The 25,892-nt window shown below is 62.0% G+C and carries 22 protein-coding genes; 17 read left to right on the forward strand and 5 right to left on the reverse strand.

Translation table 11 applies throughout. From position 1 onward, the window contains the following. The first annotated feature begins 266 nt into the window (after positions 1-266). The 8 genes from FO014_RS21840 (at position 267) to FO014_RS21875 (ending at position 9,503) form a co-directional block, all read left to right on the forward strand. Positions 267-1,754: an NAD-dependent succinate-semialdehyde dehydrogenase gene (locus FO014_RS21840; protein WP_160031042.1), complete on the forward strand. Its 1,488-nt coding sequence runs from the start codon at positions 267-269 to the stop codon at positions 1,752-1,754. 2 nt (positions 1,755-1,756) lie between these two features. Further along, the gene (locus tag FO014_RS21845; RefSeq protein ID WP_160031043.1) at positions 1,757-3,160 is read left to right on the forward strand and encodes an aminotransferase; all 1,404 of its coding nucleotides are present in this window, start codon (positions 1,757-1,759) and stop codon (positions 3,158-3,160) included. 14 nt (positions 3,161-3,174) lie between these two features. Beyond that, a complete protein-coding gene (gene eutB, locus FO014_RS21850; RefSeq protein WP_160031044.1) occupies positions 3,175-4,188 on the forward strand; it encodes a hydroxyectoine utilization dehydratase EutB in 1,014 nt (337 codons plus the stop codon). Beyond that, a complete protein-coding gene (locus FO014_RS21855; protein ID WP_160031045.1) occupies positions 4,175-5,134 on the forward strand; it encodes a cyclodeaminase in 960 nt (319 codons plus the stop codon). Before eutB ends, FO014_RS21855 begins: the two co-directional genes overlap by 14 nt. Positions 5,135-5,218: 84 nt before the next feature. Beyond that, a complete protein-coding gene (doeA, locus tag FO014_RS21860) occupies positions 5,219-6,418 on the forward strand; it encodes an ectoine hydrolase DoeA (RefSeq protein ID WP_160031046.1) in 1,200 nt (399 codons plus the stop codon). A 12-nt stretch (positions 6,419-6,430) separates the two neighbouring features. Then, complete coding sequence (gene doeB / locus FO014_RS21865) at positions 6,431-7,444, forward strand: N(2)-acetyl-L-2,4-diaminobutanoate deacetylase DoeB (protein ID WP_160031047.1); 1,014 nt, start codon at positions 6,431-6,433, stop codon at positions 7,442-7,444. Positions 7,445-7,493: 49 nt separating this feature from the next. Beyond that, complete coding sequence (locus FO014_RS21870; protein WP_105231181.1) at positions 7,494-7,979, forward strand: Lrp/AsnC family transcriptional regulator; 486 nt, start codon at positions 7,494-7,496, stop codon at positions 7,977-7,979. 81 nt (positions 7,980-8,060) lie between these two features. Beyond that, complete coding sequence (locus FO014_RS21875; protein ID WP_160031048.1) at positions 8,061-9,503, forward strand: MFS transporter; 1,443 nt, start codon at positions 8,061-8,063, stop codon at positions 9,501-9,503. A gap of 87 nt (positions 9,504-9,590) precedes the next feature. Here FO014_RS21875 and FO014_RS21880 read toward each other — a convergent pair whose 3' ends face one another. Both FO014_RS21880 and FO014_RS21885 read right to left on the reverse strand, forming a co-directional pair. Then, complete coding sequence (locus FO014_RS21880) at positions 9,591-10,892, reverse strand: PQQ-dependent sugar dehydrogenase (protein WP_105231179.1); 1,302 nt, start codon at positions 10,890-10,892, stop codon at positions 9,591-9,593. Positions 10,893-10,905: 13 nt separating this feature from the next. Then, complete coding sequence (locus tag FO014_RS21885; RefSeq protein ID WP_370447007.1) at positions 10,906-11,325, reverse strand: DUF2231 domain-containing protein; 420 nt, start codon at positions 11,323-11,325, stop codon at positions 10,906-10,908. A gap of 574 nt (positions 11,326-11,899) precedes the next feature. On the opposite strand from FO014_RS21885, the gene FO014_RS21890 reads away from it, so the two are divergent. Beyond that, a complete protein-coding gene (locus FO014_RS21890) occupies positions 11,900-14,299 on the forward strand; it encodes a glucose/quinate/shikimate family membrane-bound PQQ-dependent dehydrogenase (protein WP_105231177.1) in 2,400 nt (799 codons plus the stop codon). A gap of 158 nt (positions 14,300-14,457) precedes the next feature. On the opposite strand, the gene FO014_RS21895 is transcribed toward FO014_RS21890, so the two are convergent. Together FO014_RS21895 and FO014_RS21900 are read right to left on the reverse strand one after the other, a co-directional pair. Then, positions 14,458-14,682, reverse strand: a complete 225-nt coding sequence (locus FO014_RS21895; RefSeq protein ID WP_160031049.1) for a hypothetical protein — start codon at positions 14,680-14,682, stop codon at positions 14,458-14,460. A 71-nt stretch (positions 14,683-14,753) separates the two neighbouring features. Continuing rightward, positions 14,754-15,161 carry a DUF2778 domain-containing protein gene (locus tag FO014_RS21900; protein WP_343039562.1) on the reverse strand — a complete coding sequence of 136 codons (408 nt, stop codon included), beginning with the start codon at positions 15,159-15,161 and terminating at the stop codon, positions 14,754-14,756. Between the two features lie 301 nt (positions 15,162-15,462). Here FO014_RS21900 and FO014_RS21905 point away from each other — a divergent pair, with 301 nt between their 5' ends. The 8 genes from FO014_RS21905 to FO014_RS21940 all read left to right on the forward strand — a co-directional run bounded on the left by FO014_RS21905 (position 15,463) and on the right by FO014_RS21940 (position 24,822). Further along, positions 15,463-16,512, forward strand: a complete 1,050-nt coding sequence (locus tag FO014_RS21905; RefSeq protein WP_111737078.1) for a dipeptidase — start codon at positions 15,463-15,465, stop codon at positions 16,510-16,512. Between the two features lie 126 nt (positions 16,513-16,638). Then, positions 16,639-16,716: a pyrroloquinoline quinone precursor peptide PqqA gene (gene pqqA / locus FO014_RS21910; RefSeq protein ID WP_004937827.1), complete on the forward strand. Its 78-nt coding sequence runs from the start codon at positions 16,639-16,641 to the stop codon at positions 16,714-16,716. 60 nt (positions 16,717-16,776) lie between these two features. Continuing rightward, positions 16,777-17,688 carry a pyrroloquinoline quinone biosynthesis protein PqqB gene (pqqB, locus tag FO014_RS21915; protein ID WP_160031050.1) on the forward strand — a complete coding sequence of 304 codons (912 nt, stop codon included), beginning with the start codon at positions 16,777-16,779 and terminating at the stop codon, positions 17,686-17,688. Positions 17,689-17,697: 9 nt separating this feature from the next. Beyond that, entirely contained in the window at positions 17,698-18,453 is a 756-nt protein-coding gene (gene pqqC / locus FO014_RS21920) for a pyrroloquinoline-quinone synthase PqqC (RefSeq protein ID WP_105231170.1), read from the forward strand. Beyond that, positions 18,453-18,731: a pyrroloquinoline quinone biosynthesis peptide chaperone PqqD gene (gene pqqD, locus FO014_RS21925; RefSeq protein ID WP_105231169.1), complete on the forward strand. Its 279-nt coding sequence runs from the start codon at positions 18,453-18,455 to the stop codon at positions 18,729-18,731. Before pqqC ends, pqqD begins: the two co-directional genes overlap by 1 nt. Continuing rightward, entirely contained in the window at positions 18,724-19,869 is a 1,146-nt protein-coding gene (gene pqqE, locus FO014_RS21930) for a pyrroloquinoline quinone biosynthesis protein PqqE (RefSeq protein WP_105231168.1), read from the forward strand. Before pqqD ends, pqqE begins: the two co-directional genes overlap by 8 nt. 2 nt (positions 19,870-19,871) lie before the next feature. Beyond that, complete coding sequence (gene pqqF / locus FO014_RS21935; RefSeq protein WP_160031051.1) at positions 19,872-22,202, forward strand: pyrroloquinoline quinone biosynthesis protein PqqF; 2,331 nt, start codon at positions 19,872-19,874, stop codon at positions 22,200-22,202. A 187-nt stretch (positions 22,203-22,389) separates the two neighbouring features. Further along, entirely contained in the window at positions 22,390-24,822 is a 2,433-nt protein-coding gene (locus tag FO014_RS21940; protein WP_160031052.1) for a glucose/quinate/shikimate family membrane-bound PQQ-dependent dehydrogenase, read from the forward strand. A 67-nt stretch (positions 24,823-24,889) separates the two neighbouring features. Here FO014_RS21940 and FO014_RS21945 read toward each other — a convergent pair whose 3' ends face one another. Next, on the reverse strand, positions 24,890-25,873 hold the full coding sequence (locus tag FO014_RS21945; RefSeq protein ID WP_201282957.1) for an NAD(P)H-quinone oxidoreductase: 984 nt from the start codon (positions 25,871-25,873) through the stop codon (positions 24,890-24,892). Positions 25,874-25,892 lie beyond the last annotated feature (19 nt).

Raw genomic sequence — 25,892 nt, forward strand, 5'->3', positions numbered from 1 at the left:
TGTTTGGCTCGCGGCATACCGTTTCACCGGCGGCATAATAAATAAAAACAATGTGGTCATATTTATTTCCTTGGTGCCTGTTGCGCGGCGTTGATTTAGCGTCTATTGCAATAACAACAGAAAAAAACCAATAATTACGACGCTGAAACAGAAATTATTTATTCACGCTTTCTCTTATCTTCAAAGCATCCCATGTGCTTTTCCCCGGTATCTGTACGGGGGAGCAGACTAAGCGCCGCGTCTATTCGGCGCTAAGGAGAACGCAGATGAAGTTAGAGGATCCCCGTCTGTTTCGTCATTTCGCCTGGATTAACGGCGAGTGGTGCCACAGTGAGTCCGGCGCTGAATGGCCGGTGTATAACCCGGCCGATGACAGCCTGCTGGGGCATATCCCGCTGCTGGAGCCGGCGCAGATCGAACGGGCAGTGGATGCCGCCGAACAGGCCTTCAGCCGCTGGCGTCAGGTGCGTACCGACCGGCGCGCGGCATTGCTGATGGCCTGGTATCAACAGTTGCTGGCGCACCGCGACGATCTGGCCACCCTGCTGGTGAATGAACAGGGCAAACCGCGCCGCGAGGCCGAAGGCGAAGTGGAGTACGCCGCCAGTTTTATCCGCTGGTTTGCCGAAGAGGCGGTGCGGATCAACGGTGAAACGCTCGCCGTACAAATCGACGGCACCCTGCCCGGCACGCTGAAACAGCCGGTGGGCGTCTGCGCATTAATTACTCCCTGGAACTTTCCGCTGGCGATGATCACCCGCAAAGCGGCCGCGGCGCTGGCCGCCGGCTGCAGCGTGCTGGTCAAACCCGCCAATGAAACGCCCTTTTCCGCGCTGGCGCTGGCCGAGCTGGCGGAACGCGCCGGGCTGCCGAACGGCGTATTTAACGTTATTACCGGCGATCCGCCGGCGGTCTGCGCCCAGCTGTGTGAAGAACCGCGCGTGCGCGCCCTGTCGTTTACCGGCTCCACCCGGGTGGGCAAGCTGTTGCTGGCCCAGTGCGCCGGCAGCGTGAAGCGCGTGTCGCTGGAACTGGGCGGCAACGCGCCGTTCGTGGTGGCGCCGGACGTGGATATCGATGAGGCGGCGACGGCGGCCATCGCCGCCCGCTTCCAGACCAGCGGTCAGGACTGCCTGGCCGCCAACCGCATTATGGTGCATCAGCAGATCCACGATGCGTTTATTGAGGCGTTTGCCGCGCGGCTGCGCGAACTGAAAGTCGGCCCCGGCGACAGCCCGGACAGCGATATCGGCCCGCTGATCCACCGTGAGGCGGTCGAGAAGGCGCAGGCCCTGGTGGATGACGCCCTGTCCCGCGGCGCGCGCCTGATCCACGGCGATCAGCGTCAGGCGCCGGGCGCCAACTACTTTATGCCCACCCTGTTGGCCGGCGTCACGCCGGCGATGCGGGTCTGGCAGGAAGAGAGCTTTGCCCCTATCGCCACCGTCGCCGCCTGGCAGCAGGATGATGAGGCGATCGCTCAGGCCAACGCCACCGAATACGGGCTGGCGGCCTACCTCTGGACCCGCGATCAGCGCCGGGTCTGGCGCTACATCCGCGAGCTGGAGTACGGCATGGTGGCGGTGAACAGCGTCAAAATGACCGGCCCTACCGTGCCCTTCGGCGGCGTCAAACAGTCCGGTCTGGGGCGCGAAGGCGGCCGCACCGGCATCGATGAATATCTCACCACCCGCTACTTCTGCCTTGGCGGTTTGTCAGGCGAACCCACTCTGCCCTCAGTAACAGGAGAATGATCATGGAACAGCGCAACGACTTGATTTCCCGCGACCGTCAGGTGACGTTTCACGCCTCCACCCATCTGCGCGACTATGCGCACGGCGAACTGCCTGGCCGGGTGATGACCGGCGGCAGCGGTATTATGGTGCACGATGCCGACGGTAATCAGTTTATCGACGGTTTTGCCGGCCTGTACTGCGTCAATATCGGCTACGGCCGTGAAGAGATGGCCGAAGCCATCTATCGTCAGGCCAAAGAGCTGGCCTACTACCACACCTATGTCGGCCATACCAACGAGCCTCTGGTGGCGCTGTCGGAAAAGATCATCGCCAAAGCCGGGATGAACATGTCCAAAGTCTATTACGGCATGTCCGGCTCCGACGCCAACGAAACCCAGATCAAACTGGTGCGTTACTACAACAACATTCTCGGCCGGCCGCAGAAGAAGAAAATCATCTCACGCCTGCGCGGCTACCACGGTTCCAGCATCGCCGCCGGATCCCTGACCGGGCTGGCGTCGTTCCACGACCATTTCGACCTGCCGATTGACGGCATATTGCACACCGCCGCCCCCTACTACTACCAACGGGCGCCGGAGCTGGCGGGCGTCAGCGAACTGGCGTTCTCACAGCACTGCGCCGAGCGGCTGGAGGCAATGATCCTGGCGGCAGGGCCGGACAGCGTGGCGGCGTTCATCGGCGAACCGGTACTGGGCACCGGCGGTATCGTGCCGCCGCCGGAGGGCTACTGGCCGGCGATACAGGCGGTGCTGGATAAGTACGACGTCCTGCTGATTGCCGATGAAGTGGTCTGCGGCTTCGGCCGTACCGGCAGTGAGTTCGGCTCTCATACCTACGGCATGCGTCCGGATCTGATCACCATCGCCAAGGGGCTGACCAGCGCCTATCAGCCGCTGTCCGGCGTGATCGTCGGCGACAAGGTGTGGCGCGTGCTGGAGCAAGGCACCGGCGAATACGGCCCGATCGGCCACGGCTGGACCTACTCCGGTCACCCGCTGGGGGCGGCGGCGGCGCTGGCGAATCTGCAGATTATCGAGCGGGAAAACCTGGTGCAGAACGCCGCCGACACCGGTGCGTACTTCCAGCAGCGCCTGCACGACAGTTTTGCCGATCATCCGCTGGTCGGTGAGGTGCGCGGCGTCGGGCTGATGGCGGCAATTGAATTCTCCGGCGACAAAACCCGCTGCCGGCCGTTCGATCCGGCGCTGAAAGTGGGGCCGCGCGTGTCGGCGGCGGCGCTGGACAACGGACTGATCGCCCGCGCCATGCCGCAGGGGGATATCCTCGGCTTTGCGCCGCCGCTGGTAATCAACCGCGCCGAGGTGGATGAACTGGTCGACCGCGCCCTGCGGGCGGTGAACCGCGTGGCCGACGAGCTTGGCTCCGCCGGCCAGCTACGCTGACAGAAGGAGCAACGATGAATCCTGAACTTCCCGGCGGCGTTACGCTGGCTGATGTCTGGCAGGCGCGCCGGCGCATCCGCGCTCAGGCGGATAACACGCCGCTGCGCTATTCGCCGTACCTGTCGCAGCGCTATGACGCCAAGGTCTGGCTCAAGCTGGAAAATCTGCAGCCTAGCGGCGCGTTTAAACTGCGCGGCGCCAGCAACATGATCGCCGCCCTGCTGGAGCAATACGGGCCGCAGCGGCTGCAGGCCGGCGTGATTACCGCCTCCACCGGCAACCACGGCCGGGCGGTGGCCTGGGCCGCCCGGGAACTGGGCATTCCGGCCACCGTCTGCCTCTCCTCGCTGGTGCCGGCCAATAAGGTGGCGGCCATTGAGGCATTGGGCGCCGAGGTCTGCCGCTGCGGCGACAGCCAGGATGAGGCGTTTGAGACGGTGGATGAACGGGTGACGAGCCGCGGCCAGGTGGCGATTCCGCCCTTCGACCACCCGCTGATTATCGCCGGTCAGAGCACGCTGGCGCTGGAGATCCTCGAGGCGCGGCCGCAGCTCGATATGGTGTTCGCGGGCCTGTCCGGCGGCGGGCTGCTGGGCGGCATCGGTCTGGTGATGAAGCAGCTGAGTCCGCGCACCGAGGTGGTCGGCGTCAGCCTCAGCGACGGGGCCGCCATGTGGCGCAGCCTGCAGGCGGGGAAACCGGTCAGCGTGCCGGAGACGCCAAGCCTGGCCGACTCGCTGGGCGGCGGTATCGGACTTGATAACCGCCACACCCTGGCGCTGGTACGCGCGACGATGGACAGCCACTATCAGGTGCCGGAGGCGGCCATCGCCCGGGCGATGGTCACCCTGCTGGAGCAGGAGAAGATGTTGCTGGAAGGGGCCGCGGCCGTCGGGCTGGCGGCGATAGAACACCACCGGATCCCGATCGCAGGCAAGGAGGTGGCGTTGGTGCTGAGCGGCAACAACGTCGCGCTGGAAACCTTCGACCGGGCCAGACAGGAGCAGGCACAGGATGCAGATCTATAACCGACAGCAGATTAGCGCCGCGGTGCGGCTGGATGCCGCCGCGCTGGCGGCGGTTGAGGCAGGATTCCGCGCCCTCGGCACGGACAACGTGGTGCAGCCGCCGATCCTTTCGATGGCGCTGCCGGAGGTCAACGGCGAAGTGGACGTCAAAACCGCCTGGATCCGCGGCAGCGACAGTTTCGCCATCAAAATCAGCCCCGGATTTTTTGATAATCCCCGGCGCGGGTTGCCCAGCCTTAACGGGCTGATGGTGGTGCTGAGCGCCGAAACCGGCGTCCCACGGGCGCTGCTGCTGGATGAGGGCTACCTCACCGCCGTGCGTACCGCGCTGGCCGGGCTGCTGGCGGCCAAATATCTTGCCCGGCCGGAGAGCCGGCGCATCACGCTGATTGGCGCCGGCGAACAGGCGCGGCTGCAGCTGGCCGCCCTGCGTCTGCTGTTTCCGGTCGAACAGGTATCAATCTGGGCGCGGCGCACGGAGGCGGCGCAGCGGTTGGCCCGGGAACTGTCGGATGCCGGGCTACAGGCGACGGGATACCCGGAGAGCGGAGCCGCCTGCGCCGGGGCGGACATTATCGTCACCACCACGCCGTCCCGTGAGCCGCTGCTGTTTGCCGAGCACCTGCCTCCCGGCGTACACGTCACCGCCATGGGATCCGACAGCCCGGACAAGCGGGAGATTGATATCAGCGCCCTGCTGCATGCCGACCGCGTCGTCTGCGATCTGCGCAGCCAGAGCGAGCACAACGGCGAGCTGAAAGCGTTTAACGGGCAGACGCCGCCCTTCACGGTATACGAACTGGGCGCATTAGTTGCCGGCGGCACGCCGCTGCGCCTTACGCCGCAAGACATCACCCTGTGCTGCCTGAGCGGCACCGGGGTGCAGGACAGCGCCATCGCAGCCTTTGCGCTGGCGCAGTTGGAGCAGTTAGAGCAGTCGCAGTAACCCCGCGCCCTGGGTACAGGGTAAACAGGCCGGCGTTTCCCCGCCGGTCAGGGCTTCCACGCTTGCGATGAGTGATAAAACAGCATGTTGACGAAAACTTTGCCCTTCACACGCGAAGAGTACGACCAGCGGATCGCCAAAACCCGCGCCGCCATGGCGCAGCAAGGCATCGATCTGTTGGTGGTCAGCGACCCTTCCAATATGGCCTGGCTGACCGGTTACGACGGTTGGTCTTTTTACGTGCATCAGTGCGTGCTGCTGGGGTTGGAGGATGAACCGGTGTGGTTCGGCCGCCAGCAGGACAGCAACGGCGCGCTGCGCACCTGCTGGATGGCCGACGAGCGGATTATCGGTTACCCGGAGCGGCTGGTGCAGAATCCGGACGAACATCCGATGCGCACCCTGGCTCAGGAAGTGCTGCCGCTGTTCGGCTGGAGTCAGGCGCGCATCGGCGTGGAAATGGATAACTACTACTTCTCCGCCCTGGCCTTTCTGAACCTGCAGCTGAACTGCCCGCAGCAGGAATTTATCGACGCCACCGCCTTGGTGAACTGGTGCCGGGCGGTCAAGTCGCCGCGCGAGCTGGCGTATATGCGTATCGCCGCGCGCATCGTCGGCAGGATGCATGAGCGCATTTACCAGATGGTGGAGCCGGGTCTGCCGAAAAACATGTTGGTGGCGGAGATCCAGCGCTGCGCCATCGAAGGCTGGGTGGACGACGACGGCGTGCGTTTCGGCGGCGATTATGCCGCGATAGTGCCGCTGTTGCCGGGCGGTGCCGACGCGGCCGCGCCGCATCTCACCTGGGACGACCGGCCGTTCCGCCGCGGGGAAGGCACCTTCTTTGAGATCGCCGGCTGCTACCGTCACTACCACGCGCCGCTGTCGCGCACCATTTTCCTCGGCGACGTGCCGGATCACTTCCGGCGCGGTGAAGAGGCGCTGCTGTCCGGCATTGAGCTGGGGCTGGCCGCCGCCCGTCCGGGCAACACCTGCGGCGATGTCGCCCGGGCGCTGGAAAGCGCCATGCGCCGCGCCGGCATCGATCGCGGCGGCGCACGCTGCGGCTACCCCATCGGCATCAGCTACCCGCCGGACTGGGGCGAACGCACCATGAGCCTGCGCGCCAGCGACGAAACGCCGCTGCAGCCGGGCATGACTTTCCACTTTATGCCCGGTCTGTGGATGGATGACTGGGGGCTGGAGATCACCGAAAGCATCGTTATCACCGCACAGGGCGCCGACGTCCTGTGCGACTACCCACGACGTCTGTTCGTCAAATAAGGAGCCAACAGCATGAGTCATGAAAAGCCCAGCCCCGTGTATGCCGGGGTGGATTTCGGCCAGCCCGGCGTGCAGCACGGCTTCCTGAAGCTGCCCTGGTCCCACGACAACTCCGCCTGGGGCGCGGTGATGATCCCGGTGACGGTGATCAACGGCGCGCCGGGGCCGACGGCGCTGCTGACCGCCGGCAACCACGGCGATGAGTATGAGGGCATTATCGCCCTGCTGAAACTGGCCAACACGCTGCAGGCCGACGAGGTTCAAGGGCGGGTAATCATCATTCCGATGATGAACGCGCCGGCGGTACAGGCCGGTAAGCGCACCTCTCCCATCGACGGCGGCAATCTCAACCGCAGCTTTCCCGGCGCGCCGGACGGCAGCGTCACCGCGCAGATTGCCGACTATTTTACCCGGGTGCTGGTGCCGATGTGCGACGTGGCGCTGGATCTGCACTCCGGCGGCCGCACGCTGGAAATCATGCCCTTCGCCGCGCTGCACGCGCTGGATGACGAGCGTCAGCAGGCCGATAACCTGGCCGCCGCGCAGGCCTTCGGCGCGCCGCTGACCGTGATGATGTATGAGCTGGACGCCAGCCAGCTGTACGACACGGTGGTGGAGAGCCAGGGTAAGGGATTTGTCACCACCGAGCTGGGCGGCGGCGGCACCACCACGCCGCAGCGCCAGCAGTTGGCGGAACGCGGCGTGCGCAACTTTCTGGCCCATCACGGCGTGCTGGCGGAGACGCCGCAGCCCTGGGAGGGAGAAACGCAGCTGCTTGATATGCCGGATGCATCCTGCTATGTACAAAGCGAGCACTGCGGCATTCTGGAATTTCTCTGCCCACTGGGCCAGCGCGTAAACGCGGGTGAACTGCTGGCCCGCGTTTATGACCCTTCCCGCAGCGGCCAGCCGCCGGTGGAGTACCGGGCGTTGCGCGACGGCATTGTGCTGGCGCGGCGCTTTCCGGCACAGGTTGCGATGGGGGACACGCTGGCCGTTATTGCCCGGGAGATCGTATCGCCATAGCGATTAACGGCCCCGGCGCGCCGGTCGCCATTAAGGATGTAATTACCGTATGAAACTCGATCGCTATGACCTGAAGATCCTCGACATTCTGAGTAAAGACGGCCGCATTACCAAGTCGCGGCTGGCGGAGTCGATAAACCTGTCCGTCAGCCCCTGCTGGGAGCGGGTAAAACGCCTGGAGCAGGCCGGACTGATCGAAGGATATTACGCCAGGCTCAACGCCCGGGTGCTGATGAAGCGCCTGCCGATTTGGGTATCGATCGAGCTTAAACAACATAACGCAGAGAGCTTTGCCCGTTTTGAAAAACGCGTGCTCAATACGCCAGAACTGACCGAATGTGTGGCAGTGGGCGGCGGCGTGGATTACTGGGCCAAATTCGAAACGCTGTCTATCGACGAGTATCAACGTCTGATTGACAGCTGGCTGGATTCCGACCTGGGCATCGAACGCTATTTTACCTATATCGTCACCAAAAACGTAAAGTCCGTCGCGGCGCTGCAAAGCCTGCGCCGTGAAGGCGACATAGAGGTATAAACGCAGGGAATTATGGGTAATGCCGTGGGCGGCGCTTCGTTCCCGCCGCCCCGCTCTCCAGATTAATCATGGAGAAAAATAATGAATAGCAACACATCACCTGCATCACAACATCACGCTGACGCCGTCCCCGATGTCACCATCATCGACAAATCCCTGGTGAAACGCGCCGTTGCGGCGGCCTCACTGGGCAATGCCATGGAGTGGTTCGACTTCGGCATCTACGGCTACCTGGCCGTGACCCTGGGGATGGTCTTCTTTCCGGAGATCAGCCCCGGGGCCCAACTGCTCTCCACCTATGCCGCCTTTGCCGTCGCCTTTCTGATCCGCCCGCTCGGCGGCATGTTTTTCGGCCCGCTCGGCGACCGCATCGGCCGCAAACGGGTGCTGGCGCTGACCATGATCATGATGGCGCTCGGCACCTTCGCCATCGGCCTGATCCCGAGCTACGCCAGCATCGGCCTGTGGGCGCCGGCGCTGCTGATCGTGGCGCGCGGCGTACAGGGTTTTTCCACCGGTGGCGAATACGGCGGCGCCGCCACCTTTATTGCCGAATATGCGCCGGACAGAAAGCGCGGCCGGCTGGGCAGCTGGCTGGAGGTGGGCACCCTGCTGGGGCTGATCTTCTCCGCCGCGCTGGTCACCGCCATGACCCTGCTGCTGGGCAATGAAGCGATGCGTGAATGGGGCTGGCGGGTGCCGTTTCTGATCGGCGGCCCGCTGGGGCTGATCGGCGTCTGGCTGCGTCTGCGGTTGGAAGAGACCCCGGCCTTCGCCAAACATATGGAAAACAGCGCGCCGCCACCGGGGCTGCGCCAGCAGTGGCGGGATATTGTCACCCATCACCTGCGCGCCTTCCTGCTGTGCATCGGCATGGTGTTTATCCTCAATCTTGCCGACTATATGCTGCTGACCTGGATGCCCGGCTATCTGAACGTGGTGCTGGGGCTGAGCGAGCTGGAGGGGCTGACCATCGTGGTGGCGGCCATGCTGTGTATGATGGTGGTGCTGCCGTTTATGGGCGCGCTGTCCGACAAGATCGGCCGCAAGCCGCTGTGGACCCTCGGCTGCGTCGGTTTTCTGCTGCTGACGCTGCCCTGCTTTTACGCGCTGGGCAGCAAAAACCTAGCGCTGACCTTTATCGGCATGCTGGTGATGGGGCTGCTGCTGACCTGCTTTCTCAGCACCGTGGCCTCTACGCTGCCGGCGCTGTTCCCCACCGCGGTGCGCTACGGCGGGCTGGCGATCGCCTATAACCTCTCCACGTCGCTGTTCGGCGGCACCGCGCCGCTGCTCAGCGCCTGGCTGGTCAACGTCACCGACAACCCGCTGGCGCCCGCCGGCTATCTGATGTTCGGCGCATTGGTGGGGCTGATTGCGGTGCGGATGAGTAAAGAGAGCGCCTGTCAGCCGCTGGAAGGCTCGCCGCCGGCGATTGAGTCGCGGGCCGAGATTATGGATCACCTGTATCGGCACCAGCGCCGCAAGCGTCTGCGCCTCAGCGCCCTGTCCAGCGACGGCTGAGGATGAAAAACGCCGTCCGGCTGATGTTGCCGGACGGCGCAGGCAAGATAACGGGTCTGGCCGTCGCGCCAGACCCGGGTTAACGCGTTATTGCGCGGCGCTGATGCGCCAGACGCTGTCGCCGGCGTCATCGGCAATCACCACGCCGCCCTGCTTATCCATCGCCAGGCCGACCGGCAGGCCGCGCACCTGCTTCTGGTCGTCGGTCAGGAATCCGGTCACCACCGGCTGCGGCTTGCCGACCGGCTTGCCGTTTTCAAACTTCACCCACACCACCCGGTAGCCGTTGAGCGGCGTGCGGTTCCAACTGCCGTGCTCGCTGATAAACGCCCCGCCGCGGTACTGCGGCATATTGTCGCCTGTGTAGAACAGCAGCCCCAGCGGCGCGACGTGTGAGCTGAGCGCATAGTCGGGCTTGATCGCCTTTTCCACCAGATCCGGCCGCGGCGGCTGTACGCGGCTGTCCACATGCTGGCCGAAATAGCTGTACGGCCAGCCGTAGAAGCCGTTCTCCTGCACCGAGGTCATATAGTCCGGCACCAGATCGGAACCGATTTCATCACGTTCGTTGACGATCGCCCACAGCTTGCCGCTTTGCGGCTCCCACTGCAGCCCGGTCGGGTTGCGCAGACCGCCGGCATAAATACGGCTGGCGCCGCTGTCGGCGTCCACCTCCAGCACCGCCGCGCGGCGGTACTCCGCGCCGATGCCGTTTTCCGTGATATTGCTGTTGGAGCCGACCCCGACATACAGCTTGCTGCCGTCCGGGCTGGCGAGCAGCGCTTTGGTCCAGTGGTGATTGAGCGGGCCGCCCGGCAGTTCGGTCACTTCAACCCCCGGCTCGCGGATCTCGGTTTGCCCCTCCTGGTAAGGGAATTTCACCAGGCTGTCGGCATTGGCCACCCACAGCGTGTTGCCGATCAGCTGAATGCCGAACGGCGAGCGCAGATTTTCGATAAAGGTGTGTTTCTGCCACTGGCCGTCAACGTTACGCAGCAGCGTAATGCGGTTGCCGCCCGCGCCGCCCTTGCCGGAAGATTTCTGCACGATGCCCATAATCAGCTGCTTCGGCCGCGTGGTGGGCTTGGCCGGCCCGTTGGATTCGGCCACCAGAATATCGTTATTCGGCAGCACGTAAACCTGGCGCGGGTGCATCAGACCCTCGGCGATTTTTTCAATTTTCAGCCCTTCGGCCACCTTGGGCATCTCGCCCTGTTTCCAGGCGGTGCCTTCCGGCACCTGCATCGGCGGCATCAGGAAGTTTTTCGCCTGCGGCAGCTCCGGGTCCGGGCCTATCTGCTTTTGCGGATCCAGCTGTGAGCCGTTGTCGCACCCCGCCAGCAGGGCGCTGAGGACGGCGGCGGTCAGGACGGTATTGAGTTTTTTCATGGTCGGCTTCTCCTTAAGCGGCACGTTGACGTAACGCAAATTGCACATTGCCCAGCAGCAGCAGGATCACCACCAGGGTCGAGAGCGTGACGCCCAACGGCACCACCGCGTAGGCGTCGCGGCTGTGAATAAAGGCGTTGACGATTGCCAGCAGGATGGCCAGCAGGTTCAGCCAGAAGTGCAGTTTCGCCCCGCTCTCACGCGCGCTGCCGCTGAACCAGACCTGCACCAGATTAATCAGCCGTGGAATAATGGCGATCACCAGCCCGATGGCGATCAGCCAGCTGGCGGCGTGGGTCCACATCAGTACAAAAGTTTTCAGGTAAATAATGTCAAAGACCCAGGCGGCAACAAAGAATCCGAGCGGAATCGGGTTCAGCAGTTCATACAGCGCCACGGCAAGCGTCGATTTTCCCGAGGTATTATGGTGGATAGTCATTTCCGTCTCCTAAACGCATCCAAAGGTATGCGCAGCCGCCAACATGCGACCGCGCCTGTAATAGATTAGTAAAGATGATGGAACGTGCGGGCGCGCAGGACGAAAAAAACGCGAAAAAAAACAACGAAAAAATCAGGGGTAATCAAATTTAGAATCATCCTGTCCCCGATATATTGTGGCAATAAAATTAAGGGTATATTTCACCGGCGCGTGAATAGCCATAAATAACGTACGATATTTGATGATTAATAAACCATGCGCTACCGCTCTGTGACGGGCGACGCATTAATTGTTCATCGGCCGCGCTTCCCGCCTCAGGCCGCATGATTACTGGCCTGAGGCGCTCTCCGGCCGGTGTTGTGGCGATGAAAAAACGTGCGTCTTACCATTAAAGCTCTACCATATCTGTGAAATAAGTCTCATACTTGCGCATCTTTATTGATTCCAGGGTCAATAAAGCGACCGGCCGAGCGCTATTTTCGGCCCGGTGAAACAAAAAAACAGAATGCTTTTTGAGATTTGGCTTATTCTCAAAATGAAGCTTTTTTAATTCACGGTGGTTAATTCTATGGAAAAAAAACACCCCTCATCCATCCTGATCCTATTAACAGCACTGTTCGCTGCGTTAAGCGGCGTATATCTGTTAGTCGGCGGGATATGGTTGACCAAACTTGGCGGCTCGTTCTATTACATCGTCGCCGGTCTGGTAATGTTAATAACCGCATGGCTGCTGTATCGTCGTCGTGCTACTGCTTTACTGCTGTACGCCCTGTTCCTGTTGGGCACGGTGATCTGGGCGCTGTGGGAAGTCGGCCCTGATTTCTGGGCGCTGACGCCGCGTCTCGACGTCACCTTCTTCTTCGGTCTGTGGATGGTGCTGCCGTTCATTTACCGCAAACTGGTTGCCGGCGGCAAACTGGCCTACGGCGCGCTGAGCGCGGTGCTGGTGCTGACCGTGGTGGTGCTGGTCTATGCGGTGTTCAACGACCCGCAGGAGATCCACGGCACGCTGGACCCGGCGCAGACGCAGGCGGTGGTCGATCAGGCCGCGCAGGCTGACGGCGCTGACTGGCCGGCCTACGGCCGTACTCAGGAAGGTACCCGCTACTCGCCGCTGAAGCAGATCAACGACAAAAACGTCTCTCAGCTGAAAGAAGCCTGGACCTTCCGCACCGGCGATCTGAAAACCGAGAACGACCCGGGTGAGATCACCAACGAAGTGACGCCGATTAAAATCCGCGACACGCTGTATCTGTGCACCGCGCACCAGAAACTGTTCGCGCTGGACGCCGCTACCGGTAAACAGAAGTGGCAGTTCGATCCGCAGCTCAAATACAACTCGACCTTCCAGCACATCACCTGCCGCGGCGTTTCTTATCATGAAACACCGGCTGCGGCGCAGGCCGATGCCAATCATACGCCGGCTGCCCAGTGCGCCCGCCGTATTATCATGCCGGTGAACGACGGTCGTCTGTTTGCGTTGGATGCGGAAACCGGCAAACGCTGCCCGGACTTTGCCAACAACGGCGAGCTGAACCTGCAGAGCAATATGCCGTATGCGTCGCCGGGCCGTTATGAGCCGACTTCGCCGCCGGTGGTCACCGATAAAGTGATCATCATCGCCGGCGCGGTCACCGATAACTACTCCAACCGCGAGCCTTCCGGGGTAATCCGCGGCTTTGACGTCAACAGCGGCAAACTGCTGTGGGCCTTCGATCCGGGCAGCGCCGATCCGAACAAGATCCCTGCCGACGAACACCACTTCGTGCCGAACTCGCCGAACTCCTGGGCGCCGGCAGCCTATGACGCCAAACTGGATCTGGTTTACCTGCCGATGGGCGTTCCTACCCCGGATATCTGGGGCGGCGACCGTACGCCGGAAATGGAGCGTTACTCCAGCAGCCTGGTGGCTCTGCATGCCAGCACCGGTAAACTGGCCTGGTCTTATCAGACCGTGCACCACGACCTGTGGGACATGGATATCCCTGCCCAGCCGACGCTGGCGGATATCACTGATAAAGACGGCAAGAAAGTACCGGTCATTTACGTACCGACCAAAACCGGCAACATCTTCGTGCTGAACCGCGCCACCGGCAAACTGGTGGTGCCTGCGCCGGAGCGTCCGGTACCGCAGGGCCCGGCGAAAGGCGACCGTCTGTCACCGACGCAGCCGTTCTCCGAACTGACCTTCCGTCCGGAAGAGAAACTGACCGGTGCGGACACCTGGGGCGCGACCATCTACGATCAGCTGGTCTGCCGCGTGATGTTCCACAGCCTGCGCTATGAAGGCACCTTCACCCCGCCGTCCGAGCAAGGCACGCTGGTGTTCCCGGGCAACCTGGGGATGTTTGAATGGGGCGGCCTGTCGGTGGATACCGACCGTCAGGTGGCGATCGCCAACCCGATGGCGCTGCCGTTTGTCTCCAAGCTGATTCCGCGCGGTCCGGGCAACCCGATCGAACCGGATGAAAATGACAAAGGCGGCACCGGCTCCGAGTCCGGCATTCAGCCGCAGTACGGCGTACCGTACGGTGTGACTCTGAACCCGTTCCTGTCGCCACTGGGCTTCCCGTGCAAACAGCCGGCCTGGGGTTACATTTCTGCGGTCGATCTGAAAACCAACAAGATCGTGTGGAAAAAACGTATCGGCACCGTGCGCGACAGCTCGCCGGTTCCACTGCCGTTTAAAATGGGTATGCCAATGCTGGGAGGTCCTGTGACCACCGCGGGTAATATCTTCTTTATCGGCGCTACCGCAGATAACTACCTGCGTGCGTTTAACGTCAGCAACGGCGATAAACTGTGGGAAGCGCGTCTGCCGGCCGGCGGCCAGGCAACGCCAATGACCTATCAGGTCAACGGTAAGCAGTACGTGGTGATCGCCGCAGGCGGCCACGGCTCGTTCGGCACCAAAATGGGCGACTACATTGTGGCCTATGCCCTGCCAGACGGCACCGAAAGCAAGTAATCTGACGCGCTAACGCGTGTGAGTACCGCAGATGGCCGCCCTTCGGGGCGGCCATTTTTTTGTGATAGCTTAGGCAGGGAAAGTGGGGTGACGGTCAGTCATTTAAACCCGCCATGAACGTTATCGTTATAGGGCGCGCTCTGCGCCCTTTTCTTTACCTATCTGAACCTGCGGTTACCCATCCAGACGATAAGTCCAGCGAGCAGTAGGGAGAGCGGGATAGTGATGTAGGCGTACAGGTCAATAATCCCTTCCGCGCCGTAGATATCGAGTCTTTCAGCCAGCGCATAAACCATTTTCTTCGGTAGTACGGCTGTTAGGATAAACATCAAGATGATATCCAGCACCACAAAGACTACAAGGCTCAAGAGTGTTCGTTTCATATGACTCTGACCTCACCATAAGCTCGAAGGTTGGAACCGGGGATTTTGAACGTAGGAGAGTTAAGGATACGCTACCGGAGAACATTAAACTCCCTCGGATTGAACAGCGTTATGCAGCCCTCAGAGATCCCACGGGGGCCGACTGGATGCAACCGGAACCCGCCACGTTTAACGCCTTGTGTGAACGTCACATCATCTATCTTTCCATCATCCCGGTACAGCCCAAACCACAGGCTTCTATCTGTCCCGTAAATGTGCTTGGCATAAGCGTCTTTGATTGTGCCTAGCCTGCCGCCTGTTGGCCTTTCTACGATGTAGTAGCGACCGTTAAGCAATGCGCCAATGCTGGGGACATGTGTCATGTTAGGGTTGTTGCGTCCCTCGCCTTGGCCTGACCAAGCAGCAAAGGAGCCAAGCCCATCAACACAGAGACAAGACATGTATTGATTATTCAAATGGAAGGTACATTTTAACTTCATAATATCTCACTCCTTGAGACAGTGAATAAGCCCCTTTTAATGTTAATGATTAAAGGTTGTTCAAGGCAATCAGACCGATCCTGTTTGTGGGTGTACAACAACCGAGGGTAAAAGATGGGAAAACATGTGTCACACAGGCACTGCTTTAACTCGCCACAAAAAAATCAAGAAATTGCGTCCTTCGGGGCGGCCATTTTTTAGCGACTTGCCGCACAAATCACCGTTCGGCAAGGCCGGTGGTTGCCCTGTCCCGGCAGATCGGGGAACATAGGCGCCTACCTGCCGACAGAGCGAAACCACCATGACGACTCCAGCGCCCCACGCCGTATTTGACGGCCATAACGACCTGCTGCTCAAGCTGTGGCTTGACCACCCCGACGATCCGGCCGGCGCCTTTTACCATCAGGTGGCGGGCGGCCATCTCGATTTTCCGCGTATGCGGCGCGGCGGTTTCGCCGGCGGGCTGTTTGCGGTATTTATCCCGCCGGTGGCGTATGTCGCCCAGCAACGCGGGCAGTCTGAAGCGCAGGTGCAGGACTATTTCGATCCGCTGACCATCGTCGAGCAGCAGATCGCTATTATGCATCAGCTGGAGCAGGCGGCGCCGGAACGGCTGCGCATCTGCCGTACGGTCGACGATATCCGCCAGTGCCGGGCCGACGGACGGATCGCCGCGGTGCTGCATATTGAGGGCGCCGGCGCGCTGGACGCCGATCTGTCACAGCTGGATCATTTCTATCAACTGGGCGTACGCAGCATCGGCCCGTTCTGGAATGTGCCCAACGCGTTTGGCGAAGGGATACGCGGCGCGTTTCCCGGCTCTCCGGACAGCGGCCCCGGCCTGACCGCCGCCGGCAAAGCGCTGATTGCCGCCTGCAACCGGCGCCGCATCATGATCGACGTCTCGCATATGAACGAAAAGGCTTTCTGGGACACCGCCGCGCTCAGCAACGCGCCGTTGGTGGCGACCCACTCCAACGCCCATGCGCTCTGCCCGCAGCCGCGTAACCTCACCGACGCGCAGCTGGAGGCCATCGCGCACAGCGGCGGTATGGTCGGCGTCAACTTCGGCACCGCATTTTTGCGCGCCGACGGCAAACGAGACAGCGCCAATACCGATTTGACCGAAATTGTTAAACATATTGAGTTTCTAATCGCTAAACTTGGTGAAGACCACGTTGGATTCGGTTCGGATTTTGACGGTGTGAATGTGCCGCAGCCGCTGGGAGACGTCAGCGGGCTGCCGACGCTGATTCAGACGCTGTCGCTGGCGGGTTTTGACCAACCGCTGCTGGACAAGCTCTGTTGGGGCAACTGGATAAAAACGCTTGATGTCAACTGGCGCGCGTAGCCAAAAACTTTTACCCTTTAAAGGTTGCGAAGTTCATCACATTTATTCAACATCGCAGCGGCCGAATGTAAACGGTTTTCTAAATGGGCGCTTTTTGCCCGCGACTATAAAATAGGAGTACGACATATGACCACCTGGACTAAACCTGAATTCGTCGACCTGCGCCTGGGTCTGGAAGTGACGCTGTACATTTCCAACCGTTAATTGCCCGTCATGCCCGCCCTGTGCGGGCATCTCTTTGGTTTCTCCTTATCTGGTCCACACATGCAGATTAAAGTTCTCGGCTCTGCGGCAGGCGGCGGTTTCCCTCAGTGGAACTGCAACTGCAAGAATTGTCAGGGCGTGCGTAACAACACCATCAAGGCGTCGCGCCGTACCCAGTCCTCCATCGCCATCAGCGACGACGGTAAAAACTGGGTGCTGTGCAACGTCTCCCCCGATATCTGCCATCAACTGCTGGCTTCGCCTGAATTGAATAACCCCGACGTGTTGCGCGGTACCGGCATCGGTTCGATTATCCTGACCGACAGCCAGATCGATCACAGCGCGGGTTTACTCAATTTACGTGAAGGCTGCCCGCATCACGTCTGGTGCACCCGTGAAGTGCACGACGATCTCAGCAACGGCTTCCCCCTGTTCACCATGCTGTCGCACTGGAACGGCGGGCTGATCCACCACCCGGTTGAACCGCTGGAGAGCTTCCAGACGGCGGTCTGCCCGACCATCCGCTTTACCGCCATCCCGCTGCTGAGCAATGCACCGCCCTATTCGCAGTATCGCCACCGTCCGCTGCCGGGGCATAACGTCGCCCTGTTTATCGAAGATACCGCACGCGGCAGCAACCTGCTGTACGCGCCGGGGCTGGGCGAGCCGGACGATGCCCTGCTGCCGTGGCTGCAGCGCGCCGACTGCCTGCTGATTGACGGCACGCTGTGGCGCGACAATGAGCTGGCGGACACCGGCGTCGGCCTCAACACCGGCAAAGACATGGGCCACCTGGCGCTGGCCGAGGAACAGGGCCTGGCGGCGCTGCTGGCTTCGCTGCCGGCAAAACGCAAAATCCTGATCCATATTAATAATACCAATCCGATCCTGGACGAAGATTCCGCCGAGCGTCGCAGCCTGACGCAGGCCGGCATCGAAGTGAGCTGGGACGGTATGAACATCGACCTGTAGGTTAACGCCATGACACAGCAACATCCCCTTTCCCCGGCCGAATTTGAAGCGGCGCTGCGGGCGAAAGGCGCGTATTACCATATTCATCATCCGTACCATATCGCCATGCACAACGGCGAGGCGACGCGCGAGCAGATCCAGGGCTGGGTCGCCAACCGTTTCTATTACCAGACCAGCATCCCGATCAAGGACGCGGCGATTATGGCCAACTGCCCGCAGCCGGACGTGCGCCGCAAGTGGGTGCAGCGTATTCTCGACCACGACGGCTACGGCGGCGGCGAAGGCGGTATCGAAGCCTGGCTGCGGCTGGGTGAAGCGGTGGGCCTGCAGCGCGAGACTCTGCTGTCTGAAGAGCTGGTGCTGCCGGGCGTGCGCTTCGCCGTCGACGCCTATGTCAATTTCGCCCGCCGCGCCTGCTGGCAGGAAGCGGCCTGCAGCTCGCTGACCGAACTGTTCGCACCGCAGATCCATCAGGCGCGCCTTGACACCTGGCCGCAGCACTATCAGTGGATTGAGGCCGAAGGCTATGACTACTTCCGCAGCCGCCTCGGCCAGGCCAACCGCGACGTAGAGCACGGCCTGGCACTGGCGCTGGAGTATTGCGACAGCGTAGAGAAGCAGCAGCGTATGCTGGAGATCCTACAGTTTAAACTGGATATTCTGTGGAGCATGCTGGACGCCATGACCATGGCCTATACCCTGAACCGAGCGCCGTACCACACCGTGACCGATGCGCGGGCGTGGCATACCCAGAGGCTGGTGTAATGACCCTGAATCCAGAACAAACCCCGATGTTCCGCCGCGGCTACCGCCTGCAGTGGGAAGAGGTGCAGCAGAGCCATGTGATTCTGTACCCTGAGGGCATGGCCAAACTGAACGACAGCGCCGCCGCCATTTTGCAACTGGTGGACGGCAAATCGACGCTGCAAGGCATCATAGACCAGCTGAACGCGCGCTTTCCCGGTGCCGACGGGCTGGCGCAGGACGTGCTGGAGTTTTTCCAGAGCGCCTACGAGCAAAAATGGGTAATTTTCCGTGACTGAGAATGCTGTAAAACCGTCGGTTAACCCGCCGCTGTGGCTGCTGGCGGAGCTGACCTACCGCTGCCCGCTGCAGTGTCCCTACTGCTCCAACCCGCTCGACTTCGCCGCGCAGGAGCAGGAACTGACCACCGAACAGTGGATTGAGGTGTTCCGGCAGGCGCGGGCGATGGGCAGCGTGCAACTGGGCTTTTCCGGCGGCGAGCCGCTGGTGCGCAAAGATTTGCCGGAGCTGATTGCCGCCGCGCGCGATCTGGGATTCTATACCAACCTGATCACCTCAGGCATCGGGCTGACGGAGAAAAAGCTGCAGACTTTCGCCGACGCCGGTCTGGACCATATCCAGATCAGCTTCCAGGCCAGCGATGAAACGCTGAACGCGGCGCTGGCCGGTAACCCGAAAGCCTTCCAGCAAAAGCTGGCGATGGCAAAAGCGGTCAAGGCGCTGGGCTACCCGATGGTGCTGAACTTTGTGCTGCACCGGCATAACATCGACCAGATCGACCGTATTATCGAGCTGGCGATTCAGCTGGAGGCCGACGACGTGGAGCTGGCGACCTGTCAGTTTTACGGCTGGGCGCAATTGAACCGCGAAGGCCTGCTGCCGACCCGCGAGCAGATTGCCGATGCAGAACAGGTGGTGCAGCGCTATCGTGAAAAAATGGCCGACAGCGGCAACCTGGCCAACCTGCTGTTCGTCACGCCGGACTACTACGAAGAACGGCCGAAAGGCTGCATGGGCGGCTGGGGCGCGATTTTCCTCAGCGTGACGCCGGAAGGCATGGCGTTACCCTGTCACAGCGCCCGTCAACTGCCGGTGAAATTCCCGTCGGTGCTGGAGCACAGCCTGGAGCACATCTGGTACGAATCATTCGGCTTTAACCGCTATCGCGGCTATGACTGGATGCCGGAGCCATGCCGCTCCTGCCCGGAAAAAGAGCAGGATTACGGCGGCTGCCGCTGCCAGGCGTTTATGCTGACCGGCGACGCCAGCAATGCTGACCCGGTGTGTTCGAAATCAGCGCACCACGGCACCATCCTGGCGGCACGCGAGGCGGCGAACCAGACGCAGATCGGCATCGATCAGCTGCGCTTCCGCAACCGCGCCAACTCCCAGCTGATCTTCAAAGGTCAGGCCTAACCATGCCCCAGCCCCCGGTTACGCTGCGGCTCGCGAGCGGCCTGCAGCTGAAACTGCTGGCCGATGCGGCTGCCCCGCGCGCGGCGGCGTTGATGCAGATTGACGCCGGCAGCCACCACGAACCGTCGGCCTGGCCGGGGCTGGCGCATCTGCTGGAACATATGCTGTTTCGCGGCAGTCGCGCCTTTGACGACGATCAGCGCCTGATGAACTGGGTGCCCGCCCACGGCGGCCGCCTCAACGCCACCACCCGCGAAACGCAAACCCACTTCTTTTTTGAAATCGACGGCGAACGCTTCGCCGACGGTTTGGCGCGGCTGATCGACATGCTGGCCGCCCCGCTGCTGGCCCTGCCGGCGCTGGCGCAGGAGGTTGAGGTGATCGAGGCCGAATACCGTCTGTTGTGCAAAGACGCGGATACGCTGTGCGAGGCCGCGCAGCAGCAGGCGTTTGACGGCATCGCCGCCATGCGACGCTTCACCATCGGCAACCGTCAGGCGTTTGGCGAGGATATGCCGGCGTTACGCGCCGCCCTGTGCGATTTCCATCGTCGCCATTACCACGCTGCCAACATGACGCTGTGGCTGCAGGCGCCGCTGCCGCTCGACACTTTGCGACAGCTGGCCGAGCGGCTGACGGCGACGCTCCCCGGCGGCGACGTGGTCCTACAGGCGGAGCCGCCGCGGCTGATCCCGCAAGCCGATCGCCGGCTGTGTCTGCCGGGACTGCCGCAGCTACGCTTAACCTTTGCGCTTAACCAGCCGGACGCCGCCGCCCGTGACGGACTGCGCCTGCTGGATGCGCTGCTGCAGGACGAAGCGCCCGGCAGCCTGATGGCGCTGCTGCGCCGTGAAGCCTGCTGCGACGGCGTCCGGCTGCAGCATACGCCCTGCGCCGAAGGACGCGCGCTGCTGACGTTTATCTTTAGCGTCAACCGGGGCAGCGCGGCGGAAGCCGCAAGGATTGAAAGCGCCCTGCTGAACTGGCTGCGGCAGCTGCCGTCGCTCAGCGCAGCACAGCGCGAGCACTACATGCGGCGTGGCAATCAGGACTTTATGCGCTTGCCGCCGCTGGATCAGCTGCGGGCGCGGGCGTTCGGCCTGCCGCCGGCGACTGAAGATGCACCGTGGACGGCCTGCCTGGCCGCACTGACGGCGGGCAATCTGCGTCGTCTGTTGGTGACCCCGGAGGGAACGGCAACGCCGCGTATACTGCAAGGGTTACCGCTGGCGCTGGCCCCCTTTGTCGCCGCCCACAGCGCGCGCATTGCGCCGCGCTATCGCTTTTATCCGCACAGCGACGCCCCGCCGCTGCCGTTGATGCTGCCCGCTGAACGGGAACGGGCGCCGCTGGCATGGCATTCTGACGGCGATCATCCGCCGGTATTGCTGCTGCGCCCCGCGCCGGCAACGCCGCTGGCGTCGGCGCAGGCCAGTTTACTGACCTCGGCGCTACGCACGCTGGCGGCAGAAACGGCGCATCAGGGCGGCTATCTCGGCGTGACGCAGAGCCACGGCGTCTGGACGCTGCAGCTGTCCGGCGACGCCCCGCTGCTGGGTCGGGCGCTCAGTCAGATCAATCAGCGCCTGACCTCCCTTGACGATGCTCTTAAACAGGAGGCGGCACTCAGCTGGCAGCGTACGCAGCTGCGCACTCAGGGCGAGATCGCCGTGCGCCGTCTGGCGGCGCAATTACCGGAGGTTCTGACGCCGCCGGGCGATGCGGTGTGTTGGCAGGCGACGCTGTTTGCCGGCGATGCGGCGCTGCATCAGCAGTTGAGTCGGCTGTTGTCCGCTTTCCCGGCACCGATTATCGCCGCGCAGGATGCCGCAATGATCACCGACGCACGGCCGGTGATACTCAGCGACGAAGATGACGATCGGACACTGCTGCTGTTTTACCCGCTGTCGGATAGCTCGCCGGCGGCGCGGCTGGCGCTGCGGCTGCTGGCGCAGCTGTATGCCCCCCGCTTCTTCCAGCGGCTGCGGGTCGAGCTGAATATCGGCTATGTGGCGCACTGCGCCTATCACCGCTGCGCCGATCGCGACGGCATGCTGTTTGCCCTGCAGTCGCCGCGCTGCAGCCTTGCGCAGTTGCAGCACTATACCCACGAGTTTTTACAGCAGATGCGGCAGGAATTAGCCGTGCTGAACGATACGGCGCTGCAGCAGGCGAAACAGACGCTGGCCCAGAGCCTGCAACCCTCTGCCGGCGACTATTTGCAGCGCACGCGTGAAAGCCTGTTGGAACAGCGGCCAGACGCCGCCGCGCTGGCGGCGCTGGATTTGCCGGCGCTGCTTGACGGGCAGCGCCGGTTGTTCCCTTCGATCTAAATCTTCACATTAATCCTTTTTATACAACACATATCTGTAACGACAAAAACGAATCAAATGGTACAATAAAGCCTTCTTAACGGTTTAATTGCCCCGCCATGCGCCGCGTTCGTGGCGCAATACCGGCTAACGATTACACTTTGTTAACACACAACGATAAGTAACATGATTCGGGAGAGTCACTGATATGTCTGATACAAATGCCCGACCGGGCATGAAAATATGGTGCGCGCTATTGGGGATCGTCCTCGCCGCCACCGGGCTGTTTTTCGCCATTGCCGGCGGCAAACTGGTCTCGCTGGGCGGCAGTTGGTACTTTCTGATCGCCGGCGTGGTGACGCTGCTGGCGGCCATCCAGCTGTTCCGCCGCCGCTCGTCGGCGGTGGTGCTGTTCCTGCTGGTGTTTATCGGCACCCTGATCTGGTCGGTGATTGACGCCGGCTTCGACTTCTGGCCGCTGGTGTCGCGCCTGATGGTGCCGGCCGGCCTGATGCTGCTGGCGTTTCTCACCTGGCCGGCATTGCGCAAGGCGGAAGGTAAAGCGCCGCTGGGCAAACTCTCCTACCTGCTGTCGGCGCTGCTGGCCGTCGGCATGGTCGTGACCTTTGTGCAGATGTTCCAGCCGCACCCGACCGTGGCCTTCAGCGGCGAGCAGCTGCCATTGGTGCCGGTGGATAAAGCCAAACAGCAAAAAGACTGGGACAACTACGGCAACACGCCGGGCGGCGACCGTTTTGTGGCGCTGGACCAGATCACCCGCGATAACGTTAAAGATCTGAAAGTGGCTTGGACCTTCCACACCGGCGATACCCCGCTGAGCCCGGACGGCAACGGCGCGGAAGATCAGCAGACGCCGCTGCAGGTTGGCAACCGCATTTTCCTCTGTACCCCGCACAACAACGTGATTGCGGTTGACGCAGACAGCGGTAAAGAGATTTGGAAGCGTGAAATCAACGCCAAATCTCAGGTCTGGAACCGCTGCCGCGGTCTGGCCTATTTCGACGTTAACAAGCCGATCCCGCAGCCAAGCGTTCCCGGCTCCACCCCTGCCGCGCCGGTTGCGCTGGCGGCCGGCGACACCTGCCAGCGTCGTATTCTGATGAACACCATCGATGCGCGTCTGGTGGCGATTAACGCCGACAACGGCGAGTTCTGCCACAACTTCGGCCAGAACGGCATCGTCGATCTGAAAGCCGGCCTCGGCGACGCCGCCGATCCGAAATATCAGCTGACCTCCGCGCCGACGCTGGCCGGCACCACCGTGGTGGTGGGCGGCCGCGTGGCGGATAACGTTCAGACCGATATGCCGGGCGGCGTGCTGCGCGGCTTTAACGTGATCACCGGCGAGATGCGCTGGGCGTTCGACCCGGGCAACGACGATCCGAACGCGGCGTTGAAACCGGGCCAGAACTATGTGCGCAGCACCCCGAACTCCTGGGCGCCGATGTCCTATGACCCGGCGATGAACACCGTGTTCCTGCCGATGGGCAGCTCGTCGGTGGACCTGTGGGGCGCCAACCGCACTAAGCTGGACCACAAATACGGCGCGTCCATCCTGGCGCTGGACGCCACCACCGGTAAAGAGAAATGGGTCTACCAGACCGTGCATAACGATCTGTGGGACTTCGATATCCCGATGCAGCCAAGCCTGATCGACTTCCCGATGAAGGACGGCAGCACCAAACCGGCGCTGGTGTTTGGCGCGAAAACCGGTCAGATCTTCGTGCTGGATCGCCATACCGGCAAGCCGCTGACCGACGTGAAAGAACTGCCGGTGAAAACCCGCAACATTCCGAACGAGCAGTATTCCGCCACCCAGCCGTTCTCGGTCGGTATGCCGCAGATTGGCGCACAGAAGCTCAGCGAATCGGATATGTGGGGCGCCACGCCGTTCGACCAACTGATGTGCCGCATCAGCTTTAAATCGATGCGTTATGACGGCCTGTTCACCGCGCCGGATACCGACGTATCCCTCAGCTTCCCCGGCTCGCTCGGCGGCATGAACTGGGGCGGCCTGTCGGTTGACCCGAACAACCACTATATCTTCGCCAACGATATGCGTCTGGGCCTGTGGGTGCAGATGATTCCGCAGAAACAGGAAGACGCCAATGCGCCTGCCAGCACCGGCGGTGAATCGGTGAATGCCGGGATGGGCGCGGTGCCGCTGAAAGGCACGCCATATGCGGTGAACAAAAACCGCTTTATGTCGCCGCTGGGCATTCCGTGCCAGAAGCCGCCGTTCGGCACCCTGTCCGCCATCGATCTGAAGACCCAGAAAGTGGTCTGGCAGGTACCGGCCGGCACCGTGCAGGACACCGGCCCGTTCGGCATCAAGATGCGCGCGCAGATGCCGGTCGGCATGCCGACGCTGGGCGGTACGCTGGCGACCCAGGGCGGCCTGGTGTTTATCGCCGGTACGCAGGACTACTACCTGCGCGCCTTTGACTCGTCAACCGGCAAAGAGGTATGGAAAGCGCGTCTGCCGGTCGGCAGCGGCGGCACCCCGATGAGCTATATTTCACCGGAAACCGGCAAGCAGTACATCCTGATCTCCGCCGGCGGCGCACGTCAGTCACCGGACCGCGGCGACTACGTGATTGCCTACGCGCTGGATAAATAATTCCGTCAATAAGAACCAGCCCGCTTGGTCGCCAAGCGGGCTTTTTTGTGCCTTCCTGCCTGTGCCGTTAACCAACGGTCAGCACAATTTTGCCGATATGCTTACCGCTGTCCATTTCCTGATGTGCGCGCGTTACCTCGTCCAGCGCCCAGGTCTGGTAGATCAGCGGCGGGCGGCACTGGCCGCTTTCCAGCAGCGGCCAAACGTGCTGCTGCAGCTCGCGGGCAATCTGCGCTTTTTCCTCTTTGCTGCGGCCGCGCATGGCGGAACCTGTTACTCGTGCATGCTTCAGCACCAGCTTCATCAGGTTGGCCTTTTCCGCCTCGTTGCCGCCGAGGAAGCCGATAATAATCAGCTGACCGTTCTTTTTCAGCACCTCGATATTCTGGTTAAAGTAGCTGCCGCCCATAATATCCAGCACCGCATCGACGCCTGCGCCATCGGTAAGCTTCTCTATCGCCGCAACAAAGTCATCGCGGCGGTAGTTGATGCCGATGCCGCCCAGTTCGGCGATGGCGGCGCATTTCTCATCGCTGCCGGCGGTGGCGTAGGCGGTAATGCCCAGCGCCCGGCAAAGCATCAGCGCGGTGGTGCCGATGCCGCTGGTGCCGCCGTGGATCAGTACGCTGTCGCCCGGCTTCACCCGCTGGTCGGCCAGCAGGTTGGCCCAGACGGTGAAGAAGGTTTCCGGCAGCGCCGCCGCCTGCTCCATGCTGAACCCCTGCGGTATCGGCAGCAGCTGGGTTTCCGGCACCACGCAGTATTCGGCATAGCCGCCGCCGTTGGTCAGCGCGCAGACGCGATCGCCAAGGGCGAAACGCGTCGCCCCTTCCCCGCATGCCACGATCTCGCCGGCAATCTCCAGCCCGGGAACCGGCGTGACGCCGGCAGGCATCGGGTATATTCCCTGCCGCTGCATAATATCAGGGCGATTAATCCCCGCCGCCCGGACGCGGATCAGCACTTCACCGGCACCGGGGCGCGGCAGCTCGGCGCTGACTACCTGTAACACCTCGGGGCCGCCGGGTTCGCGGATAATGATTTGCTTCATACTGGTCGGCAGCGTCGTG

Source organism: Serratia rhizosphaerae, from assembly GCF_009817885.1.
Taxonomy (GTDB): domain Bacteria; phylum Pseudomonadota; class Gammaproteobacteria; order Enterobacterales; family Enterobacteriaceae; genus Serratia_B; species Serratia_B rhizosphaerae.

Bases quoted from the DNA above. Each gene is read 5' to 3' on its own strand.
- pqqC (WP_105231170.1), top strand. From the start codon at position 17,698: ATGACACAGCAACATCCCCTTTCCCCGGCCGAATTTGAAGCGGCGCTG.
- FO014_RS21840 (WP_160031042.1), top strand. From the start codon at position 267: ATGAAGTTAGAGGATCCCCGTCTGTTTCGTCATTTCGCCTGGATTAAC.
- FO014_RS21855 (WP_160031045.1), top strand. From the start codon at position 4,175: ATGCAGATCTATAACCGACAGCAGATTAGCGCCGCGGTGCGGCTGGAT.
- pqqB (WP_160031050.1), top strand. From the start codon at position 16,777: ATGCAGATTAAAGTTCTCGGCTCTGCGGCAGGCGGCGGTTTCCCTCAG.
- FO014_RS21880 (WP_105231179.1), bottom strand. From the start codon at position 10,892: ATGAAAAAACTCAATACCGTCCTGACCGCCGCCGTCCTCAGCGCCCTG.
- FO014_RS21905 (WP_111737078.1), top strand. From the start codon at position 15,463: ATGACGACTCCAGCGCCCCACGCCGTATTTGACGGCCATAACGACCTG.
- FO014_RS21890 (WP_105231177.1), top strand. From the start codon at position 11,900: ATGGAAAAAAAACACCCCTCATCCATCCTGATCCTATTAACAGCACTG.
- pqqF (WP_160031051.1), top strand. From the start codon at position 19,872: ATGCCCCAGCCCCCGGTTACGCTGCGGCTCGCGAGCGGCCTGCAGCTG.
- FO014_RS21940 (WP_160031052.1), top strand. From the start codon at position 22,390: ATGTCTGATACAAATGCCCGACCGGGCATGAAAATATGGTGCGCGCTA.
- doeB (WP_160031047.1), top strand. From the start codon at position 6,431: ATGAGTCATGAAAAGCCCAGCCCCGTGTATGCCGGGGTGGATTTCGGC.
- FO014_RS21900 (WP_343039562.1), bottom strand. From the start codon at position 15,161: ATGAAGTTAAAATGTACCTTCCATTTGAATAATCAATACATGTCTTGT.
- pqqD (WP_105231169.1), top strand. From the start codon at position 18,453: ATGACCCTGAATCCAGAACAAACCCCGATGTTCCGCCGCGGCTACCGC.
- FO014_RS21875 (WP_160031048.1), top strand. From the start codon at position 8,061: ATGAATAGCAACACATCACCTGCATCACAACATCACGCTGACGCCGTC.
- doeA (WP_160031046.1), top strand. From the start codon at position 5,219: ATGTTGACGAAAACTTTGCCCTTCACACGCGAAGAGTACGACCAGCGG.
- FO014_RS21895 (WP_160031049.1), bottom strand. From the start codon at position 14,682: ATGAAACGAACACTCTTGAGCCTTGTAGTCTTTGTGGTGCTGGATATC.
- FO014_RS21845 (WP_160031043.1), top strand. From the start codon at position 1,757: ATGGAACAGCGCAACGACTTGATTTCCCGCGACCGTCAGGTGACGTTT.
- FO014_RS21945 (WP_201282957.1), bottom strand. From the start codon at position 25,873: ATGAAGCAAATCATTATCCGCGAACCCGGCGGCCCCGAGGTGTTACAG.
- eutB (WP_160031044.1), top strand. From the start codon at position 3,175: ATGAATCCTGAACTTCCCGGCGGCGTTACGCTGGCTGATGTCTGGCAG.
- FO014_RS21870 (WP_105231181.1), top strand. From the start codon at position 7,494: ATGAAACTCGATCGCTATGACCTGAAGATCCTCGACATTCTGAGTAAA.
- pqqA (WP_004937827.1), top strand. From the start codon at position 16,639: ATGACCACCTGGACTAAACCTGAATTCGTCGACCTGCGCCTGGGTCTG.